Below are 19,281 nucleotides of genomic sequence, written 5' to 3' on the forward strand. Positions count from 1 at the left end.
GACAAATTCTATACGCATTCGGGTCGATTTCCTTGAGTTCCGACGCCGGCGGCAGCACAGTCGAGGGGGACAGCCGGGGCGAGTAGAAGAGTGGGGCAATGGACGCAGACGTGATCGTGGTGGGTGCGGGTTTGGCCGGATTGGTGGCAACCGCCGAACTGGCCGACGCCGGAAAGCGTGTGCTCCTTCTCGACCAGGAGCCCGAGCAGAATCTGGGCGGACAGGCGTTCTGGTCACTCGGAGGCCTGTTCATGGTCGACACTCCGGAACAGCGACGCATGGGTATCAAAGATTCGGCCGAACTGGCCTGGCAGGACTGGCTCGGCACCGCGACATTCGACCGCGGTATCGACGACCCCGCCGGCGAGGATTACTGGGGTCACCGGTGGGCGCGGGCCTACCTCGATTTCGCGGCAGGGGAGAAGCGGTCCTGGCTACACGCCCAGGGAGTGCGGTGGGTTCCTATCGTCGGCTGGGCCGAACGCGGCGGATACCTCGCCGACGGCCACGGGAACTCGGTTCCGCGCTTCCACCTGACCTGGGGCACCGGGCCGGGGGTCGTCGCACCGTTCGAGCGTCGCGTCCGCGAGGCTGCCGACAAAGGGCTGGTGCGCTTCGGTTTTCGTCATCGCGTCGACGAGTTCGTCGTCAGCGCAGGGGTGGTCGAGGGTGTGCGCGGCGCAGTTCTCGAGCCCAGCGCAGCGGAGCGCGGTGCGGGCAGTACTCGCGTCGAGGTAGGAGAGTTCGAGTTGCGCGCCGGTGCGGTGCTCGTCACTGCAGGTGGCATCGGAGCGAATCACGATCTGGTGCGAGAGAATTGGCCGGCTCGTCTGGGAACGGCTCCGAAATCTTTGATCTCGGGAGTCCCCGAACACGTGGACGGACGCATGCTCGGTATCACCGAGAAGGTCGGTGGCCGTCTGGTCAACAAGGACAGGATGTGGCACTACACCGAGGGCATCAAGAACTGGGACCCGATCTGGAAGAACCATGGAATCAGGATCATTCCAGGACCGTCGTCGATGTGGTTCGATGCGCGTGGTCGGCGCTTCCAGGCTCCCAATTTTCCGGGCTTCGACACCCTCGGAACGTTGAAAGCCATCCAGGACAGCGGGTTCGAGTACTCGTGGTTCGTCCTCACCCAGAAGATCATCGAGAAGGAATTCGCGTTGTCGGGATCGGAGCAGAATCCCGACATCACCGGCAAGAACCTCAAGCTCGTACTCGGCCGAGTATTGCCAGGAGCCAGTGCACCGGTCGAGGCGTTCAAGAAGAACGGGGAGGATTTCGTTGTCGCCGATACCCTCGGTGAACTCGTGCAGGGAATGAACAGGGTCTCCGGCGAGGACCTTATCGACGTGGCCGACTTGCAGCGGCAGATCGAGGCTCGCGACCGTGAGGTCGACAACCCGTTCACCAAGGACCTTCAGGTGTCCGCGATCCACAATTCCCGTCGTTCGCGCGGGGAGCGCATCGCGCGTACTGCGTCGCTGCACAAGATTCTCGATCCCAAATCGGGGCCGTTGATTGCAGTGCGATTGAACATCATCACCCGAAAGACGCTGGGTGGAATCCAAACCGACCTTCAGGGACGGGTTCTCGACGGCGAGGGTCGCGCGATCGAGGGGCTGTGGGCGGCAGGCGAGATCGCCGGATTCGGCGGTGGTGGAGTGCACGGTTATCGCTCGCTGGAGGGAACGTTCCTGGGCGGATGCATTTTCGGGGGCCGCCAGGCCGGACGTGCGCTCGCGGCGCAGGCGTGACGGTGTTCCGACGCCTCGGTCGGCCCCCACTGCCGGGCCCGTCGGAGATTGCCACCACCGCTTCGGCCGGTCCACGCTCGCCGGTGACGGTGTCCTTTCTCGGTGTCAGCACGGTCTTGTTCGACGACGGCGAATCCGCAATTCTCACCGATGGGTTCTTCTCGCGCCCGTCGCTGACGAAAACCCTTGTCTTACCGCTTCGTTCGAACATGCAACGCATCGACGCTGCCTTGCGCAGAGCAGGAATCACCTCGCTCGACGCTGTGCTGTGTGCCCATTCGCATTTCGATCACGCACTCGATTCAGCAGCGGTGGCTCGGATGACCGGGGCGGTTCTGGTCGGCGGTTCCTCGACCGGTTTCATCGGGCGGGGTTCGGACCTACCCGACGACCGAATCGTGGTGGTGGAGAACGGTAGAACGACCGAGCATGGAAATTTCGCCGTCACCTTCGTCGAATCCGTGCACTCTCATCCGGATCGGGCGCACGGGGAGATCGAGCGACCACTGAGCCAGCCCGCACGAGTGCGCGAATATCGGTGCGGCGAGGCGTGGTCGATGCTGATTGAACACAAGCCCAGTGGCCGGACCGCACTCGTCCACAGCAGCGCAGGTTTCCGGGTCGGCATGCTCGACGGAAGCCACGCCGACGTGGCCTACCTGTCGATAGGCCAACTCGGCCGGCAATCGCGCGCGTTCATCGAGCAGTACTGGCGCGAGACGGTTTCGGCGGTCGGAGCCCGACGGGTGGTTCTGACGCACTGGGACAACTTCTTTCGACCTGTGCACAAGCCCCTGCATGCACTCCCGTACGCCTTCGACGATATGACTACCTCGATCGCCGTGCTGAACGACTGTGCGCGAAGAGACGGAATTGTCGTCGAGCTACCGACTCTGTGGCGACGCGGCGACCCGTGGGCCCGAGGGGTGCGTCAGTCCGTCTGATCCTCGATCGACTCGACGATCAACCGCGCACACAGAGCCGGGTCGTCGATCATCGGAACATGGCCGACGACCGGTGCGGTGACGAACCGGGCGCGAGGCAGGCGCTCTCGGGCAATGGGGACGAACTCGGCCGGCGGAAAGATGCGATCGTGAGCCGCCCAGGAAACGGTGATCGGGCAGGGCAGTTCGAGCAGTGGCTCCATGCTTTCACGGGTGTTCAATAATTCGTACGCTGCGTCGCACCCGACGAGATCTCGAAACGATCGAACCGCCTGTTGCGGCGTCATGCGGTCTCCGTTAACTGCGATGTCGCGCATTGTAATTCGGCGAGCAAGCCCGAACTTCATCAGCGCTGGGGCGAGGTGACGAGTCGCGTCGGCCAATTTCTTGGTACGGATCAAGGTGGCTCGACTGGCGCCCGGCTTTTCGTCCTTCTTCCACAGTCCTGCAGGTGAGAATGCACAGACCGAGCGCGCGCGTCCCCGTCTCGCCAGCTCGACGGCCATCCATCCGCCCATCGAATTTCCGGCGATGTGTACTGCATCGAGTCCGCGCGAGTCGAGTTCGCGTTCTGCAGCATCGGTGACGGCGGCAATGGTGGCTGCGCCGGCGAGCGTCGGGCCGCCACGATGACCGGCCGCGGTGGGAGCAATGACGTCGAACCGTTCGGCCAGCAACGGTACGACGTCGTCCCACGCAGCTCCCGACATGGTGACGCCATGCAGCAACATCAAGGCCGGCCTTGTCCTCATCGGCTGAACTCTGCCAGGCGAGTCGAGACTTGCTCCGGTAAACCGTCGTTCTGCTTCTGCGCCGCCGTCAGAACGTCGAGATGGTTGTATCCGTGCAGCGTGATCGGAACGTCGTTCGGGCTGTCGGACGCACCCAGATCCAGGCCACCGTCGCCTTGCAGGGTCAGTACGGGGTTGCGGCTCACGCCGTCGCGGTAGAGGTAGTGGGCGGCAATCGACGGCGAGGTCGGTTGTCCCAGATCGGTGGTGATTGCCGTCGGGAAGTACCACTCGGTGAAGTCCAGGGGTGGTTCGCTCAGGCTCCGCGCGATCTGCGAGATGGAGGTGACCTCCTTCGACGGATCGGTGTAGTCGTTCGGGGTCATCTCGTCGTAGTCCTGCCAGGTGTAAACGACGGACGGATCTCCATAGCTCGTCGGTGCCGCCTTGCGGTCGCTGCCGAAGAGCTGGCCGAGGAACGGAATCGTGGCGATCACTTGGTTGGGCATCGGGAAGTACTTGTCCTGAACGGGGCCGCCGCCGATGAAGCCGACGCTCGTCTGCAGAAACCCGAGTGGCTGAGAATTGTCGTCGAGCAGAGCGCCGACAACTGCGTCGTTGGTCGCGTACAACGTCCGGACGTCGGGTCGACCGGTGGCGGCCATCAGCGGGTCCTTCGACAGCAAGGTTCGTAGTGTCGCGTCGAAATTGAGGCTGTGCGGAAGTCGGTCCACGATGTCGTTGATTCCGGTCGGGTTCAATCGAGCGGCAAGCCCCGCCATCGCCAGGAGATTCGTGGTCTCCGGATTGATGACGGCCGGGAGCCGCGTGACGGGATACACGTCTGTCAGCGCGCCCGACGCAGCCTCGAGTGAGCCGGCGAGTGAGGGCGGAACCTCGGGAATCTCGAAGTTCCTGATGGGATTCGGTGGACCGGCCTTGATCACGGTGTCCAGGGCGAAATACCCTGAGCACTGGTTGTATCCGATGTCGTCGGTGGTCGCCGGGTTGCCGTCGAAATCCCAGTTCGCGAAGTAGCCGGTCAGAAACCCGCCCAGTGAATGTCCGCCGCAGAGCACCTTCTGCTTGCGAACGGCCTGGTCGGGAAACTCGAGACGAAGCACGTCGTATTGGTCGCGCATGGTCTGCACCAACCCTTGGTCTTTCAACCATGCGGTGCCGGCACCGTCTGCGTATCCGGCGAAGGTGCGGCCGTCGGCGGTGCCCCCACCGAAGTAGTAGTCGGTCGCGACGTCGAGGTCGTTCGCGGTGAGTGCAGCCTGCGTGCCGGTGTGATCCTCCAGGCAGTTCGAGCGACGGTCGAGAGCCCAGAACTCGATGTGTCTGCCCTCGGCGTCGGCTGCGGCGACGGTGTTGCGGGCAACCGACTCGAAGGCACCCGCACCCTCGAAAATCCCGGGTTGCGCTACCAGCACTCGGTCGGCGTCTGCAGAATCCTCGGGACCGTCCGCAGCGCGGTATCGCAGATACGAGAGTCGATCGCATTCCGCCGGGCGTGGGCCGAAGTCGGCCGGGAGCGGTGCGTCCAGACCGACGACCGTCGCCACGACACCGGTGACGGGTGACGAAGACTCGATCCTGCGTTCGGTGCGGCCCGTCATCGACTCGGCAGCGACGGACGACGGAACCGTCACAGCCACCGATACGACCAGTGCAGCGCACACGGTTGGACCCACGAACGAGCGCAGCACATATTCCGCAAGATTTGTCATGGCCCCCACCATCGGAACGAGATCGACGTGCGTCTGGGAACCTAGCACCGAACCGAGCGCCGGGGGTCGCTATCGGTCACAGGTCGTCGAGGGTGACCAGGCCGTCCTGCAGCGCTCTCGCCACCAGCGACGCTTTGGTGGGCGCGGCCCGACCGACCCCGGCATACTTCGCGCGAATGCGGGACAGATGAGTGTTGACCGTACCCAGCGCGATATGCAGGACCGCGCACACTTCTTGTTTGGAGTCGCAACGCAACCAGGCACCAAGGACCGCGATTTCGCGCGTGGTCAAACCTGGATCAGCGAACTCTGCCGGCACCCGAGGCCTCTCGGTGCCGGGGTTTGCGGTGGTTCGGGAGCGGACCGTCGACGCGCTTCGACGAGGCGCAAATCGCTGTGACGAGTGCATCGGCGCACCGGACGCACTGTCGAGCGTCGTGGTCGTCGCACCTGTATTCGTGTTCCGCATGGCAACCGACCCCCGTTGTCGTCTTGGGTGTTTGGCTCATCCGACCACGCCGCAAAACATGAAACAACACCATTGTGTTCGAGGATCGACCCCTAATTGGATATCGATATCCAACACATTTTACAAACATATAAAGTTCGGCCTGACATGCGTATTGCTATAGTCGTCAATCCATAAGATCGAACATCCGTAGGCGGCTGTAGTTGAGCTCGAAATCCACACCACGTGAAGAACTGCTCGGGGCGGGTTTGCGCTTGCTGGCCGATCTCGATATGTCGGTGCTGGCAAAATCGTTGTCCATTGCCGCGATCGTGGACGAGGCAGGACTGTCGCATCAGACCTTTCACAACGTGTATCCCGGCTCCTCTCGTGCCGGGGAACGCGGCGGCAAGGAAGCGTTCGTGGAGGATCTACTCGCACATGTGTCGTTGCAGTACTCGCCGCTCGACGAGCCCGGCGAGCAGCCTTCCACCGAGCTCGCGGACTATTTCGAGCACCTGACTTCAGGGTTGATGCGGAGAAGAATGATCGGTGGCATGATCGCCTCCGATCATGCCGGGGCCCGATCGTCGCTGGCACCGGAATTCGATGCCATGGATCGCGCCGCGGAGCGCGCGGTTCGGAACAAGCTTCGCGCTCGCGGCGGTTCGGTGAAAAGGCCGCTGACGGTGGCCGACCTGTCCACTGTCTTCGTCGCTCTGCTCGACGGCCTCGCCTTTCGGGAAACTGTCAGCCCGGGAACTATCTCTTCGGCACGGGTGTCCGAGATCGTCGATTCACTGCTGGACTGGGCCATCGACCCGGTGCACTCGGATCGGTGGCAGGGCACCGTGCAGCAGATCGATGCTCCCCGAGCGCTCGACACGGTCGATCCTGCACACGATGACATCGAATCCGATGTCATTGCGGCTGCCGAGTCGTTGTTCTCGGAACACGCATATTTCTCGGTCACTCTCGCAGACATCGCGTCGGCCTCTTCGCTGACCGTTACCGATCTCAAACGCCTCTTTCCGAGCAAGGTCGACATCATCGTCGCCGCACTCACCCCCGAGTTCGAGCGTGTTCTTCGGCTGGGTCGCGCGGACGCTCGGCTCGCAGTCGAACCCGTTGTCGCACTGAGGCGTTCGGTCAATCGTCTGGCCGAGATGGTGACGCGCAACCGAGCCATGAGCTCGGGGATGTTGCTTGCGCTGAGTTTCGAGCAAATTCACGCGCCCGGTACCGTTACCACCATCAGGGAACATCTTCCTGTGCCGTCAGCGCTCACCCCGATCATCGAAAGTGGGCAGCGCCGAGGTGATTTCGCTACCGACGCGTCTGCACTCGAATTGGCTGCGATGCTCGCCAACAACGTGGTGATCAGATCGCTGACACGATCGGGAGAATCCCCTGAGGAAGTCACCGCCAACGTGCTCAAGGTGTTCCTGTCCGGAATACTGTCGCGTTGAACTTTGTGAAAGCTACGCCTCGACTGCGTCCGTCTCGGGAAGGGGGACGTCGAACGCGAGCAGAGCCACGTCGTCCTGAAGTCCGTCTCCGAACGACGCCAGCAGAGCGGTGAGATCATCGACGATCTTCGGAGCTGTGGTGGGCCCCATCTCGGCGACGAAGGTCTCGAGGTTCCCGTTGTCGTCGAAGCGAGTTCGGCCGGGCCCCACGATGGCTTCGGTGAGGCCGTCGGTGTAGAAAGCCATGACGTCACCCGCTCGGAGTGTCACCGATGCCGACTCGAAGTGCGGCTCGGACAGGGCACCGACGAGCTGCCCGCCGGTCGTGTCGACGAAATCGACTACAGCGTCATGGGTTACGCGTATCGCAGGTGGGTGCCCGCCGCTCGCGAGGTGCACCATCGCGCCGTTCGGTTGCGGAGTGATGGTGCCGAACACCACCGTGCAGAACCTTGGGTCGTCGCCGTGAAACTCGTGGTGCAGAACGGTGTTGAGGTTCTCCAGCACCGCGATCGGGTTGCGGTCGAACACCGCGGCAGCCCGCAAGGTGTACCGGGTCAGGGACGTGACGGCGGCGGCACCGGCACCCTTGCCGCTCACGTCACCGAGAAAGAAGCCCCACGTGTCTTTGTCGAGGGGAAACACATCGTAGAAATCACCACCGACTTCGTCGAGGGACGCGGGGTGATAGTGAGCTGCTACGTTCATGCCGGTGGGAGCGGAAAGGATCGGTGGCAGCAGAGTCCGCTGCAGCGTCGACGCCAAGATCTGTACTTGAGTTCGTTCGGCCTCGGCCAGTTTCCGGGCTTGCTCCGACTCTCCCAACGCATCCTGGGATCGATCGAGTGCTGCTTCGGCATCGTCCTGAGCTGCCTCGGCATTGATACGGGCGTCGACCAGATCCTGTTCGCGAACGCGGCGTTCGGTCTCGTTGTGCAGCGTCATCGTGACGGTCATCGCGCCCGACTCCGAGCGAAGCCTGTTGGCCAGCACGGACACCGCGGTGGACGATGCTCGCCCCGGCGCGCCGGTCAGATGCGCAGCAGTCCCGATAGGCACGTCCGACTCGGACGTGGACGCCGCGTCGAGCAGGCCGGCCAGCACGGGCGCGAACTCGGTGCCGAAGAGATCTGCGACCGGGGTTCCTTCCAAGGATTCGCGACTGCGGGCCGTGATTCGAGAGGCGGCCACGTTCGCGTACAGAATTCTTCCGCTGGCGACGTCGACCGAGAACACTCCGCAGGGCGCAGAGGCGAGTAGTTCGGCAGCCGAAGCGGTCATGTTCACTCCTCCTGGTCAGGTCGCGCGATGGGACGATCCGATGGGGCCTGCCGCGGCGAGCGGATTGCTCCACACGACGGTCACCACCGTCCCGAGTCCGGGGCGGTGATCGACCGACAACTCGTCCGACACGGCGGCGGCCAGTTGCAGGCCATGGCTGCGAGTGGTCGTCGGTGTCGGGGGGTGCCACGTTCCGGTGTCGGAGACGGTCACGGTGAGCGTCTCGTGATCGTATGCCGCGGTGATCGTCATCGTTCCGGTCTCGGGTGACGTGCGGTAAGCGTGTTCGACGACGTTGGCGAGGGCTTCGTAGACCCCGAGCACGATGTCGTCGACCAGAGCCCGGTTCACTCCTAGTTCGAGAACCCAGCGCTGCAACCGCCGTCGAAGCGTGCTTGCCGTCGTGGGCTCAGCTTGTGCTGTGTGGCTCCAACGCAGAGGAACGGACGCCGAAGTGCTTTCGGTCACGATCTTCGCTCCGGCCGGCTATTGGATGTCATCGGTCGACCTCGCCGTTGTGAGCCGACGATTGCACGTGCGCAACCGCGTCCGGAACGGTGGTGAAGGTGGCCATCACGCGATCGATTCCGCTGAGCTGCACCGGTCGAACGACGACTCCGTTCACTGCGACCAACGCCATGCGCGAGGCGTCCGGCAGTCGATCACAGACCCGCACCAGCACGGTGATTGCGCTCGATGACAGAAAACTCACGTCGGTCAAGTCCACGACCAGGCCCCCGTCGGCGGTATCCGCTGCTGGGAACGCTGTGGCGGACAGTGCGGGGATGGTGTCGAGATCGAGTTCTCCTCGAACAGTGAGTACGGTCGTCGAGTCGTGCGCAGCCGACACGATCTCGAACGGCCCTCCGGTCGGCTCCTCTGACATGGTTCCGACGTTACCCGTTATCGAGAGCGATTCACGACCGAAAAGTGTCGATCAACAGCTCACCGGCACCGAGTACGTCGAGAACCATGCGCATCGATCGCGCAGGTGCGAAGACTGCGATCTTGCCGGGATGTACGTATGTCGCGTCGATGATCGCGTTCGCGACACCCGAGTACATGAACGACGCCTCGGACAGGTCCACCACGACCTGTTCGCTGGTGGACGCCAGGCGGTCGAGACTGTGGACGAATTCGGCCCGGGTGGACATGTCCAGTTCGCCGAACACGCGCAATGTGCTGTGACCACCGTGGTTGCGAACCGTCTCGAGTCGGAATACGCCTTCGTCGTCGCGAAGGGACCGTTCCATGGTTGCAGTGCTCGTCAACATGTCGTTACCTCTTCCCCGAAGCGCTCGAACCGATCGGTGTACCCGTACGGCGCGAGGCGCTGAGTTGTTGTGCTGTCAACTATGCCAGTGCCCGATTTCGGAAGGCGTCGCCGAATGTATCGAACCGATAACGAAAGATCTCGGTTCGATAACGCCACTACCTGGCCAGTAACTCGATGAGCGAACTGGTGACTTTCTTCTTCATCCAGCCGCGTACTCCGCGCTGACCGAGTGCAGCCCGTGCCGCGTTGAGGCCTGCTGCCCCGTGTACCCCGCCGCCGGGATGTGCTGATGCAGAACCGAGAAACAAACCCTCGACAGGGGTCTCCGACCTTCCCAGCCCCGGGGTCGGCCGAAAAATCAACTGTTGCTGCAGCTGTGCTGTCCCTCCGTTCACTGCGCCCCCGTACAGATTGGGATCGGCTCCGTGCAGATCGCTCGGTCGCTGCACGACCCGACCGACGATCGAATCCAGAAATCCCGGCGCATGCGCTTCGAGAACGCTGTCCACGCGGTCGGCGACGGTGTCGGCCGACGCATCGTCGACGACGCCTCTCGGTAGATGGGTGTAGGCCCACGCGCTTTCGGTACCTTCCGGCGATCTGCTCCGATCGGCTGTGGTCATCTGGCCGAACAGCATGAACGGGCTCTGTGGGAGATTTCCGGTGGTGAGGTCGGCTGCCCAGTGCACCAGGCCGTTGTCGTCGGCACCGAGGTGAACGGTGCCTGCATCCGCCAAAGACGGTGAGTTCCAATGTATTCGACGATCGAGGGCGTAGTTGATCTTGACGACCGGGGTGTCCCACTCGAAAGTGCGGAGGTCGTCGTGCACTCGGCGCGGAACTGCGTCGAACGGAAGCAGCGAGCCGTACAGAGCCGGTGCCGACACATCGGCGACGATTGCCCTACGGGCACGGAACGTGTCACCGGCCGCCGTGTGCACAGCGCGCGCGCGACCGCCGCGAACGTCGATCGACTCGACCAGCTGTCCGCATTCGAGCGCCGCACCCGATGCGGCCCCTCGGCGAACAAGAGCGCCGGTCAGCGCTGATGATCCACCGACCGGTGCGGGATACCCGACATCCTGAGCGAGCATCGTGAGCAGGTAGCCCATCATTCCGCTCACCGGGGCATCGGTGGGCACGTCGCCGTGCATGGCATTTCCCAGCAGCAAGCAACGCGCAGCCTCGCTGTGAAACAGCTCGTGTGCCATCACCCGGGCGGGAAGGGCCGCGAAACGCACGAAACGCAGGGTTTCGGACGGTCCGAGGGCGCGGGCCAACCGAGCTGCGGGTGCCACGGGCGGGAACGGTCCGAACAGGGAACCGAGGAGCGGCCCCCGAACGAGTTCCCATTGCTCGAAGAGCCGCAGCCAGGTATCGCCGTCGCGCGCGTCGTGCTCGGCCAGCATTGCGGCCGTGGTCTCGACGGCATGATGGACCACCGGCGCGTCGGTGTCCTGTGGAGATCGGGCGTGGCCGTACACCGCTGGGGAGTGCGACCATTGCAACCCGTGTCGTTCGAGCTCGAGTGCGGTCATGGCCGGCGATGCAAGCGCCATCGGATAGAAGGCGCTGAAAAGGTCGCTGGTGAAACCCGGAACCAGCTCGGCGCTGCGCACAGCACCGCCTGGGTGCTCGGCAGCCTCGAGGACCACGACGTCCCAGCCCGCGTCGGCCATCGCTGCAGCAGCCACCAATCCGTTGTGACCGCTGCCGATGACGATTGCGTCGACTTCGGTGGAAGTCATGGGGAAATGCTCCTCTGTTCGGTGTTCCTGCTGCTGAGAACCCTACTGACGAAATACGACGCGACTCCCACCGCAAGGAGCAGTCCGGCCCGAAGCCACGTTGCTCCCGACTGTTGGGTCAGCAGTACCGCGCAGGTGATGAGCGCCAGGACGGGAAGTGCTGTGGGCGTTCGGAAGTGGTCGGTATCCGCACGATCACCGCGCAGGACGAGAACCGCGACGTTGGTGCTCACGAAGACGAACAACAAGAGCAGTACGACTGTCTCGGCCAATGCTGCCACGGAACCGGTCGAGCACAGAATCATTGCGACGAGGGTGGTGCCCACGATGGCCGTCCACGGTGTCTTCCTACCGGGCAGAACCTTGGCCAACGCTCCGGGGAGGAGACCGTCCCGCGCCATCCCGAATGTCAGTCGCGACGCCATGATCATCGTCAGCAATGCGCCGTTGGCCACCGCGACGAGTGCGATCAGGCTGAACACCCAGGGCGGGATACCGGCGTCTGCGGCGGTGACGACCTCGAGCAGTGGGCCGGTCGACTGCGCCAACGTGTCGGCAGGCACGACGGTCGAGACAGCGAGCCCCACCAACACGTACACCGCGCCGGCCACCGTGACGGCACCCAGTAGGGCGCGGGGGTAGACCCGACGCACGTCCTCGACTTCCTCGGCGATGTTCGCCGAAGTCTCGAAGCCCACGAACGAATAGAACGCGAGCAGGGCCGCTCCGAGCACGGCCAGCGTCGGGGTTGTTTCATCGGTGAATTCGAGGACGCGAGAGGGGGTGCCATCGCCGCGGCTCAGTACGAGACCGGCCAGCGCGATGACGACGACCAGACCGGACACTTCGACCACCGTCATGACGAGGTTGGCCCGAAGAGACTCGGTGATCCCGCGCGCGTTGAGCAAACCGATGAGCAGCAGGAAGATCACCGCAGCGGGTACGGCCGGCACGTCTAAGAACACGCCCAGATAGTCGCCCGAGAATGCAAGCGCCAGACCGGCCGCGCTGGTGACTCCAGCGGCGAGCATCGAGAACCCGACCAGGAACGAGACGAGCGGTTTTCCGTACGCCTGTTGCGCGAACACGGCTGCGCCGCCCGCTCGTGGGTACTTGGTGACCAACTCCGCGTACGACGCCGCGGTGAGCAGCGCCATCAGCAGGGCGACGAGCATAGGAAGCCAGATAGCTCCGCCTACCTCACCCGCGATCTCGCCGACGAGAGCGTAGATTCCGGCACCGAGCACGTCGCCGAGAATGAACACGAACAGCATCTTCCCCGAGACTGCTTGTCGCAGTGGAGTGTTGCTCACGGTGCAGTGGACCGCTCGGCCAGAAGTGCAAGCCTGCGCAACGCCTCGGCGTTGCGTGGATGCGCGAGCACATGCTGAATGCGGTCCGGCATCAGGTCGAACGGTGCAGTGATCGCATGTTCGATGATCTCGATGCGGCATCCGGTCGCTGTCGGATGCAATCGCACCACGATCGACGCCTTTCCGAAGGGCAGTGCACGCGCCTCGAGTCGGATTTCACGCCCGACGTGCATTCCCACCGATCGGGTCACGTCACTGAGTACCGCGGGCCACGCGCCGACCGAATGATGGATCGAGCTCCCGGCAGCAGGCCAATTGCTGTCGACGGCACGTATTCGAGAAGCGCCGACAACCCATGTCGCGTAGCTCCATCCGTTTGTGAGAACGTCCCATACGTCGTCACAGCTGGCTGTCGTGTTCCGCTGGGTGGGCACGATTCGGCCTCCGAACTCTCGTGGTGTCCGCTGCTCCTGGGCTCGAAGTCGATGTACAACGCGGGGTGGGGTCGTCGGAAAACGCCCCGAACCGGTCGTATGCCCCGAAACTGCCGGACTCAATCGGATGCCGACCACCTGATTCGCGGTCGACCGCGAATTGTCATACTGAGTGCATGTCGACAATCGCGTATGTCATTGCAGGCTCGGAAGCCACCGGCGGAGCTGGTCTGCAGGCAGACCTCAAGACATTCGAGCGGCTCGGGGTGTACGGCGTCGGAACGATCACCTGCATCGTCTCGTTCGACCCGAAGTCCGGCTGGGGTCACCGGTTCGTCCCCATCGACAGTTCGGTCATCGCCGATCAGATCGAAGTCGCCACTGCCGCACACGATCTCGATGTCGTCAAGATCGGCATGCTCGGTACCCCCGGCACCGTCGACGCGGTCGCGAACTCGTTGCGTTTGCAGCCGTGGCGGCACGTGGTCGTCGACCCGGTGTTGATCTGCAAAGGCCAGGAACCCGGTGCCGCGCTCGATACCGACAATGCCCTCCGGCGCGACATTCTTCCGCTGGCCTCCGTGATCACCCCCAATCTGTTCGAGGCGCAGACGCTGTCCGGAATGGACCAGATCGTCACCGTCGACGACCTCGGCGAAGCCGCGAAGAGAATCGCCGACCTCGGACCGCGGTTCGTGGTGGTCAAGGGTGGTGCCGGGCTGCCCGGCGACGAAGCCGTCGACGTCGTCTACGACGGTTCCGACCTGACGGTGCTGCGCGCTCCCAAAGTAGGCGAAGAACGCGTGTCGGGTGCGGGCTGCGTATTCGCAGCGGCCATCACCGCAGAGCTGGCAAAGGGCGCGGACGTGCTCGACGCCGTTGCGACGGCCAAGGACTTTGCGCACGCCGGCATCGTCGGCCGGCTCGCGAGCCGGGCTCCGTTCGCTGCGGTGAGTTGGCACGACTGACCGTCCGGTCCAACGCCAGGTTTACCTCCGGCCTCGATCGGGCAGGCAAGGTGGACGGTTTGTCTCGAATAGAGCAAACGGTCCGAATCCGGAGGGGATCCACATGGCAGACCAGAACTCGCGCGAAGCCGACGCCGGGGCGACCGACGACGATCGGACAACCCGCGGGCACGCGGGTGAGGCGATTGTCGACACCCGCAACTGGCCCGGCTACATCTGCATCGGAGTGGCATTGGTGAGCCTCGGTCTCACTCTCACCGCGGCGGGGTACGGATTCAGCGGGTGGGTGTGGATCGGGGCAATTGCCGCTCCGGTTCTTCTCCTGGCCGGTGTTGCCCTGGTCCTCTTGGAGCGCAAGCGTGTCAAGGCCATGGAAGGCAAGTCGCTGACCGACCCGGCGGGACACTGATCGAAATCCGAGTGCCCCGTAGAACCGGTCGACGTGTCCGCCGACCGGCCTAGCGCAGGGATTTGCTGGACTTGCGTTCCTTCTTGCCCTGAGCCTTGTCGGCCCGCCGTTGTGCGAAACTGCCGGCTGATTTCAAGCCCCTGGACACGACGTTGTCCTTGCCCGTTCGCTTTTCGAGGCTCTGCCCAGCGAAAGCCAACAGTCGAGCGAGGATGGGAAGCCCGATTGCCACGATGAGGTAGCGGTACAGGTACTTGCGTGCCAGCAGGGGAAGCATCGAAAAGATCCTCTCGTGTGGGAGTCGGTCAGCGGACGGCGCGTCGAACCTTCAGTGCGGCGGTAGCAGTGAGCGCGATGACGGCACCCACGACGGCTGCGCCGAGCAGCGAAACGCCTTGGCCGAGATCGAAGTTCCAGCCCAGGAAGTTGATCGTGGTGTGCACGGTGTTCTGCAGTACGAAGATCACCAGTGCTGCGACGAGTACGAGGGTGATGAGCAGGGCGAGCTTCGAGGCGAATCCGCCGCTGCGCTTGGTGGTTTTCGTGTCGGTCGATGCGGTCATGATGGGTTTTCCGTTCTCGGGTGTGAAGGTCGATGAAGTGCAAGTGCCGCCGATCATCGAGATCGGCGGCACTCGATGGGGTGGGGGTTACTTGAAGGTGTCCTTGATGTTCTCGCCGACCTTCTTCACGCCTGCCGAACCCTGATCCTTCTTGCCCTCGGCCTCGAGGTCCTTGTTGTTGGTGGCGTCGCCGACAACTTCCTTCGCCTTGCCGATGGCGTCTTCTGCTGCGTTCTTGGCCTTGTCGATGAAGCTCATGGTGTTCGCCTTTCAGGTGGCTGTGAATGTTGGTAACGGATAGATAGTCGGTTTTCTCGACCGAAAGCAAACGCCGAGGAAGTGTGATCTACATCACTGATGCGACGAGGGCGATCAGGTGAGGGAGACCAGCTCGGTGATGTCGTCGTGCGGAAGCTCGCCGTCGACCACGGCGGTGACCACGGAACTGTTCAGCGTGATGGCACCCTTGTGGTTGTCCAGGAATGCCGTGTCGGCGGCATCGCGACCGACGGAGATCCGCACCAGTGTCGACCGGGGTGCGAGGCAGGTGGCGTCGACAACGCGCCATTGGCCGCCCACGAACGCCTCTGCCACGGCGTGGAAGTCCATCGGATCGCAGCCGGGTGCGTACACCGCCACCAGGCGGGCCGGCACGTTGACCGCACGCAGCATGGCGACCACCAGGTGCGAGTAGTCCCGGCAGACGCCCTGTCCGGCGAGCAACGTATCGACAGCACCGTCGATCGGATCACTGCTTCCCGGAACGTAACTCAGCCGAGCGCCGACCCACGCCGAAATCTTCGCCAGCAGTTCCTCGGAGTCCGCGTAGTCGCCGAATTCTGTTGCGGCGAAACCGTAGAACTTGTCGGCCTCGGCGTACCGACTCGGTCGCAGATAGAGCGACATGTCGTAATCGGTGACCGGAGCCGGAGCGGTGTTGCCCAGGATGGTGGCGTCGTAGGACACCTGCAGATTGCCCACGTCGGCAGGCATGACGTGAATTCGGTTACCGTGCGGCCCGCTCACTTCCTTCGCCTCGATCGGGTTGCCGTCGAGGACGAAGGACAGAGACTCGGTGACCGTCGTGCCCGGGTGCGGAGCAATCGCGATTTGGAATTCGAGTGTGGTGGCGGCGGTGATGTCTACATCGAGGCGCGCGGATACGTCACGTTTGAGCATGGGGACTCCTGGCAGGTGGCGGTGGGTGAACCTGCTGCCAGTACCCGTATTCACCGAAACCAATCGCGCCTGGTCACGGAGTGATCAGCGCCACCCCAGTGCGGGGGCCACCTCGCTGAGCAGCGTCTCCACTACATGAGCGCAATAGTCCACGCCCAACTGGTTCGGGACGGTGAGCAGGAGAGTGTCCGCGGCGGCGATCGCCTCGTCTGCGGCGAGTTCTTCGATCAACCGATCGGGCTCACCCGCGTAGGTCTTGCCGAATCGCGCCTTGCCGCCGTCGAGGTAGCCGACTTGGTCGTCGCCACTTCCCTCCCGTCCGAAGTAGGCGCGATCGAGGTCGCTCACGATCGGAAAGATGCTGCGGCTGACGGATGTTCGAGGAGCGAAGTCGTGGCCTGCGTCGCTCCACGTCTTGTGAAAACGCTCGATCTGCTCGGCTTGCAACTGATGGAAGGGCACTCCGGTGTCTTCGCTCAGCAGGGTCGAGCTCATCAAGTTCATGCCCTGGCGTGCTGTCCACTCGGCCGTCTCGCGGGTGCCCGCACCCCACCAGATGCGTTGGCGCAGACCTGGTGCATGAGGTTCGAGGCGCAGCAGTCCGGGCGGGTTGGGAAACATCGGCCGCGGGTTCGGCTGAGCGAAGCCCTTGCCTTCGAGGAGGTCGAGGTAGATGCGGGTGTGCTCGCGAGCCATGTCGGCATGATCGGAGCCCTCCGCGGGGGAGTATCCGAAGTACCGGTAGCCCTCGATGACCTGCTCGGGCGATCCTCGGCTCACGCCGAGTTGCAACCGTCCACCCGAGATGAGGTCGGCCGAGCCGGAATCCTCGGCCATGTAGAAGGGATTCTCGTATCGCATGTCGATGACGCCGGTACCGATTTCGATTGTGCTCGTTCTCGCACCGACGGCGGCGAGCAACGGAAACGGAGAGGCAAGCTGGTTGGCGAAGTGGTGCACGCGGTAGTACGCGCCGTCGGCTCCGAGTTCCTCGGCTGCCACCGCAAGATCGATCGACTGCAGTAGCACATCCGACGCCGATCGCGTCTGTGACTGCGGGGACGGGGACCAGTGACCGAAGGACAGGAATCCGATCTTCTTCATCACGTGCTCTTTCGTTGAAGGATCAACTATGTTCACTGTACTTCAGCACGAGTCTGGGTGAATTCATTCCCGACTGCGCTGCTATGCCCCGATTCCGGCAGTCAGTAATTTCGCCAGTTCGAGGTACGCATCTCCGTCACTCAGGCCGGTCAGACGGAACACCTCTCGCGTCTGAATTCGGACCATTACCGAGGATGCGACGTCGCCGACGAAGGCCGCGTGCACGTCACGCACCTCGCCGCTGGCGACTCCTTCGCTGATCAGCTCCTGGACGCGTCGTGCGGCGATTGCGGTGTTGCGTTCGTACACCGAACGCGCCGACTCCAGTGATGCCAGATCGGTCATGAACTGTTCCGATGCCGATTCCAGTGCTGCTCCGACGGCGGTGAGATAGGTAGTGATGCGATTGCGCGTGCCGTCCACCTCGGCTACGGCGTTCTCGACCTGGGTGGTCATGGACTTGAAGTAGTGCACTGTGGCTGCGCCGACCAGCTGATCTTTGCTGGACGCCAGGGTGTAGAGGGTGGACTTGGAGCAGCGAAGCCGTGCCGCGATGGTGTCGAGGGTGAGGTGCGCGAATCCCTCGGCCAAGAACAGGCTCACGAGTTGGTCGAAGAGCTCGGAACGGCGCGCCGTGGCGTGCGAGGTCACGGGTGCGTTCACACCAAGGATGGTACTGCATCGACTTGTGCAGTACTGTGCATCAGTACTGCGGATCACCCTGCAGTACTGATGCTGAAAGTCCCGGAGGTTGTCCGTGCCCGTCGATCGCCTGTTGCCCACCTCAGAAGCACGTGACCTCATAGCGCTCACCCGAGATGTGGCGGACAAGGTACTCGACCCGATCGTCGACGAACACGAACGCCGGGAGACCTACCCGGACGGGGTGTTCGCGACACTGGGCGAGGCGGGCCTGCTGAGCCTGCCGTACGCCGAAGAGTGGGGCGGTGGCGGCCAGCCCTACGAGGTTTACCTGCAGGTTCTCGAAGAGTTGGCATCACGTTGGGCCGCAGTGGCTGTCGCGGTGAGCGTGCACGGTCTGGCCTGCTATCCCATGATGGCGTTCGGTACCGATCAGCAGAAGGAAGACAAGCTCCCCGGCATGCTCGGCGGCGCACAGATCGGCGCGTACTCGCTGTCCGAGGCGCAGGCCGGTTCGGACGCCGCCGCGCTCAGTTGCAAGGCCACGGCAACCGACGGCGGCTACACAGTGAACGGATCGAAGGCCTGGATCACGCACGGCGGTGTGGCCGATTTCTACAATCTCTTCGCTCGCACCGGAGAAGGCTCGAAGGGAATCTCGTGCTTCCTCGTTCCGAACGGAACCGAGGGACTGAGCTTCGGCAAGCCCGAGGAGAAGATGGGGTTGCATGCTATCCCGACGACCTCCGCGCACTACGACAACGTGCACGTACCCACCGAATGGCGAATCGGAGCAGAGGGCCAAGGACTTCAGATCGCCTTCAGTGCGCTGGATGCCGGAAGGCTCGGAATTGCCGCTGTCGCAGTAGGAATCGCCCAGGCAGCGCTCGACGATGCAGTGAAGTACGCCCAGGAGCGCACTGCGTTCGGCAGGAAGATCATCGACCATCAGGGGCTGGGCTTCGTGCTGGCCGATATGGCGGCTGCGGTCGATTCCGCCCGTGCCACATATCTCGATGCAGCACGTCGCCGGGATGCAGGACTTCCCTACTCCCGCAATGCTTCTGTGGCAAAGCTGATCGCCACGGACGCCGCCATGAAGGTGACCACCGACGCAGTTCAGGTGTTCGGCGGTTACGGCTACACCAGGGACTTCCGCGTCGAGCGATACATGCGCGACGCCAAGATCACCCAGATCTTCGAGGGCACCAACCAGATTCAACGTCTGGTCATCGCGCGATCGCTCGCAACCAACTGACTGTCCGTACCCGGCTTT

The 19,281-nt window shown here is 63.4% G+C and carries 22 protein-coding genes; 6 read left to right on the forward strand and 16 right to left on the reverse strand.

Annotation, left to right across the window (positions count from 1 at the left end):
* Nucleotides 1-98 precede the first annotated feature (98 nt).
* Nucleotides 99-1,763, forward strand: a complete 1,665-nt coding sequence (locus AC5WEY_RS09915) for an FAD-binding dehydrogenase (protein ID WP_495645780.1) — start codon at nt 99-101, stop codon at nt 1,761-1,763.
* The gene (locus AC5WEY_RS09920; protein WP_495645781.1) at nt 1,760-2,707 is read left to right on the forward strand and encodes an MBL fold metallo-hydrolase; all 948 of its coding nucleotides are present in this window, start codon (nt 1,760-1,762) and stop codon (nt 2,705-2,707) included. Before AC5WEY_RS09915 ends, AC5WEY_RS09920 begins: the two co-directional genes overlap by 4 nt.
* Here the strand turns inward: AC5WEY_RS09920 and AC5WEY_RS09925 are convergent.
* From AC5WEY_RS09925 to AC5WEY_RS09935, 3 genes are all read right to left on the reverse strand, one after another.
* The gene (locus AC5WEY_RS09925) at nt 2,695-3,459 is read right to left on the reverse strand and encodes an alpha/beta fold hydrolase (protein WP_495645782.1); all 765 of its coding nucleotides are present in this window, start codon (nt 3,457-3,459) and stop codon (nt 2,695-2,697) included. The two genes, AC5WEY_RS09920 and AC5WEY_RS09925, sit on opposite strands and share 13 nt — an antisense overlap.
* Nucleotides 3,456-5,171 (reverse strand): hypothetical protein, encoded by a 1,716-nt coding sequence (locus tag AC5WEY_RS09930; protein WP_495645783.1) that lies wholly within the window; start codon nt 5,169-5,171, stop codon nt 3,456-3,458. Before AC5WEY_RS09930 ends, AC5WEY_RS09925 begins: the two co-directional genes overlap by 4 nt.
* Before the next feature lie 76 nt (nt 5,172-5,247).
* The gene (locus AC5WEY_RS09935; protein ID WP_495645784.1) at nt 5,248-5,463 is read right to left on the reverse strand and encodes a LuxR C-terminal-related transcriptional regulator; all 216 of its coding nucleotides are present in this window, start codon (nt 5,461-5,463) and stop codon (nt 5,248-5,250) included.
* Nucleotides 5,464-5,843: 380 nt separating this feature from the next.
* On the opposite strand from AC5WEY_RS09935, the gene AC5WEY_RS09940 reads away from it, so the two are divergent.
* Complete coding sequence (locus AC5WEY_RS09940) at nt 5,844-7,088, forward strand: hypothetical protein (RefSeq protein WP_495645785.1); 1,245 nt, start codon at nt 5,844-5,846, stop codon at nt 7,086-7,088.
* A gap of 12 nt (nt 7,089-7,100) precedes the next feature.
* Here the strand turns inward: AC5WEY_RS09940 and AC5WEY_RS09945 are convergent, their stop codons facing one another.
* The 7 genes from AC5WEY_RS09945 to AC5WEY_RS09975 all read right to left on the reverse strand — a co-directional run bounded on the left by AC5WEY_RS09945 (nt 7,101) and on the right by AC5WEY_RS09975 (nt 12,957).
* Complete coding sequence (locus AC5WEY_RS09945; protein ID WP_495645786.1) at nt 7,101-8,369, reverse strand: PP2C family protein-serine/threonine phosphatase; 1,269 nt, start codon at nt 8,367-8,369, stop codon at nt 7,101-7,103.
* A gap of 15 nt (nt 8,370-8,384) precedes the next feature.
* Nucleotides 8,385-8,837: an ATP-binding protein gene (locus AC5WEY_RS09950; protein ID WP_495645787.1), complete on the reverse strand. Its 453-nt coding sequence runs from the start codon at nt 8,835-8,837 to the stop codon at nt 8,385-8,387.
* Nucleotides 8,838-8,865: 28 nt separating this feature from the next.
* Nucleotides 8,866-9,255: an STAS domain-containing protein gene (locus tag AC5WEY_RS09955; protein WP_057476520.1), complete on the reverse strand. Its 390-nt coding sequence runs from the start codon at nt 9,253-9,255 to the stop codon at nt 8,866-8,868.
* A gap of 31 nt (nt 9,256-9,286) precedes the next feature.
* On the reverse strand, nt 9,287-9,643 hold the full coding sequence (locus AC5WEY_RS09960) for an STAS domain-containing protein (RefSeq protein ID WP_057476521.1): 357 nt from the start codon (nt 9,641-9,643) through the stop codon (nt 9,287-9,289).
* A 157-nt stretch (nt 9,644-9,800) separates the two neighbouring features.
* Nucleotides 9,801-11,393 (reverse strand): phytoene desaturase family protein, encoded by a 1,593-nt coding sequence (locus AC5WEY_RS09965; protein WP_495645788.1) that lies wholly within the window; start codon nt 11,391-11,393, stop codon nt 9,801-9,803.
* Nucleotides 11,390-12,667, reverse strand: coding sequence for an APC family permease (locus AC5WEY_RS09970; RefSeq protein WP_495646524.1), 1,278 nt, complete (start codon nt 12,665-12,667; stop codon nt 11,390-11,392). Before AC5WEY_RS09970 ends, AC5WEY_RS09965 begins: the two co-directional genes overlap by 4 nt.
* 35 nt (nt 12,668-12,702) lie before the next feature.
* Entirely contained in the window at nt 12,703-12,957 is a 255-nt protein-coding gene (locus tag AC5WEY_RS09975) for a hypothetical protein (RefSeq protein ID WP_495645789.1), read from the reverse strand.
* Between the two features lie 359 nt (nt 12,958-13,316).
* Between AC5WEY_RS09975 and thiD the strand changes: the two genes are divergently transcribed.
* Nucleotides 13,317-14,108 (forward strand): bifunctional hydroxymethylpyrimidine kinase/phosphomethylpyrimidine kinase, encoded by a 792-nt coding sequence (thiD, locus tag AC5WEY_RS09980; protein WP_495645790.1) that lies wholly within the window; start codon nt 13,317-13,319, stop codon nt 14,106-14,108.
* 103 nt (nt 14,109-14,211) lie between these two features.
* Nucleotides 14,212-14,517 carry a hypothetical protein gene (locus AC5WEY_RS09985; RefSeq protein ID WP_495645791.1) on the forward strand — a complete coding sequence of 102 codons (306 nt, stop codon included), beginning with the start codon at nt 14,212-14,214 and terminating at the stop codon, nt 14,515-14,517.
* A gap of 49 nt (nt 14,518-14,566) precedes the next feature.
* Here the strand turns inward: AC5WEY_RS09985 and AC5WEY_RS09990 are convergent, their stop codons facing one another.
* The 6 genes from AC5WEY_RS09990 to AC5WEY_RS10015 all read right to left on the reverse strand — a co-directional run bounded on the left by AC5WEY_RS09990 (nt 14,567) and on the right by AC5WEY_RS10015 (nt 18,026).
* Nucleotides 14,567-14,794 carry a hypothetical protein gene (locus AC5WEY_RS09990; protein ID WP_495645792.1) on the reverse strand — a complete coding sequence of 76 codons (228 nt, stop codon included), beginning with the start codon at nt 14,792-14,794 and terminating at the stop codon, nt 14,567-14,569.
* A gap of 28 nt (nt 14,795-14,822) precedes the next feature.
* On the reverse strand, nt 14,823-15,080 hold the full coding sequence (locus AC5WEY_RS09995) for a lipopolysaccharide assembly protein LapA domain-containing protein (RefSeq protein WP_495645793.1): 258 nt from the start codon (nt 15,078-15,080) through the stop codon (nt 14,823-14,825).
* Between the two features lie 87 nt (nt 15,081-15,167).
* Nucleotides 15,168-15,338, reverse strand: a complete 171-nt coding sequence (locus AC5WEY_RS10000) for a CsbD family protein (protein ID WP_027495724.1) — start codon at nt 15,336-15,338, stop codon at nt 15,168-15,170.
* Between the two features lie 114 nt (nt 15,339-15,452).
* Complete coding sequence (locus AC5WEY_RS10005; protein WP_057476529.1) at nt 15,453-16,259, reverse strand: transglutaminase-like domain-containing protein; 807 nt, start codon at nt 16,257-16,259, stop codon at nt 15,453-15,455.
* 84 nt (nt 16,260-16,343) lie between these two features.
* The gene (locus tag AC5WEY_RS10010) at nt 16,344-17,363 is read right to left on the reverse strand and encodes an LLM class flavin-dependent oxidoreductase (protein ID WP_495645794.1); all 1,020 of its coding nucleotides are present in this window, start codon (nt 17,361-17,363) and stop codon (nt 16,344-16,346) included.
* Nucleotides 17,364-17,444: 81 nt separating this feature from the next.
* Entirely contained in the window at nt 17,445-18,026 is a 582-nt protein-coding gene (locus tag AC5WEY_RS10015; RefSeq protein WP_230592549.1) for a TetR/AcrR family transcriptional regulator, read from the reverse strand.
* Nucleotides 18,027-18,120: 94 nt separating this feature from the next.
* Here AC5WEY_RS10015 and AC5WEY_RS10020 point away from each other — a divergent pair, with 94 nt between their 5' ends.
* Complete coding sequence (locus AC5WEY_RS10020; RefSeq protein ID WP_495645795.1) at nt 18,121-19,263, forward strand: acyl-CoA dehydrogenase family protein; 1,143 nt, start codon at nt 18,121-18,123, stop codon at nt 19,261-19,263.
* Nucleotides 19,264-19,281: the final 18 nt, after the last annotated feature.

It is taken from the genome of Rhodococcoides sp. S146-33 (genome assembly GCF_059489205.1).

What these genes read in the sequence shown, in the direction of transcription:
- AC5WEY_RS09915 (WP_495645780.1), top strand. Translation starts at nt 99, where the DNA reads ATGGACGCAGACGTGATCGTGGTGGGTGCGGGTTTGGCCGGATTGGTG.
- AC5WEY_RS09925 (WP_495645782.1), bottom strand. Translation starts at nt 3,459, where the DNA reads ATGAGGACAAGGCCGGCCTTGATGTTGCTGCATGGCGTCACCATGTCG.
- AC5WEY_RS09930 (WP_495645783.1), bottom strand. Translation starts at nt 5,171, where the DNA reads ATGACAAATCTTGCGGAATATGTGCTGCGCTCGTTCGTGGGTCCAACC.
- AC5WEY_RS09945 (WP_495645786.1), bottom strand. Translation starts at nt 8,369, where the DNA reads ATGACCGCTTCGGCTGCCGAACTACTCGCCTCTGCGCCCTGCGGAGTG.
- AC5WEY_RS09955 (WP_057476520.1), bottom strand. Translation starts at nt 9,255, where the DNA reads ATGTCAGAGGAGCCGACCGGAGGGCCGTTCGAGATCGTGTCGGCTGCG.
- AC5WEY_RS09960 (WP_057476521.1), bottom strand. Translation starts at nt 9,643, where the DNA reads ATGTTGACGAGCACTGCAACCATGGAACGGTCCCTTCGCGACGACGAA.
- AC5WEY_RS09965 (WP_495645788.1), bottom strand. Translation starts at nt 11,393, where the DNA reads ATGACTTCCACCGAAGTCGACGCAATCGTCATCGGCAGCGGTCACAAC.
- AC5WEY_RS09970 (WP_495646524.1), bottom strand. Translation starts at nt 12,667, where the DNA reads ATGCTGTTCGTGTTCATTCTCGGCGACGTGCTCGGTGCCGGAATCTAC.
- thiD (WP_495645790.1), top strand. Translation starts at nt 13,317, where the DNA reads ATGTCGACAATCGCGTATGTCATTGCAGGCTCGGAAGCCACCGGCGGA.
- AC5WEY_RS09985 (WP_495645791.1), top strand. Translation starts at nt 14,212, where the DNA reads ATGGCAGACCAGAACTCGCGCGAAGCCGACGCCGGGGCGACCGACGAC.
- AC5WEY_RS09990 (WP_495645792.1), bottom strand. Translation starts at nt 14,794, where the DNA reads ATGCTTCCCCTGCTGGCACGCAAGTACCTGTACCGCTACCTCATCGTG.
- AC5WEY_RS09995 (WP_495645793.1), bottom strand. Translation starts at nt 15,080, where the DNA reads ATGACCGCATCGACCGACACGAAAACCACCAAGCGCAGCGGCGGATTC.
- AC5WEY_RS10000 (WP_027495724.1), bottom strand. Translation starts at nt 15,338, where the DNA reads ATGAGCTTCATCGACAAGGCCAAGAACGCAGCAGAAGACGCCATCGGC.
- AC5WEY_RS10005 (WP_057476529.1), bottom strand. Translation starts at nt 16,259, where the DNA reads ATGCTCAAACGTGACGTATCCGCGCGCCTCGATGTAGACATCACCGCC.
- AC5WEY_RS10010 (WP_495645794.1), bottom strand. Translation starts at nt 17,363, where the DNA reads ATGAAGAAGATCGGATTCCTGTCCTTCGGTCACTGGTCCCCGTCCCCG.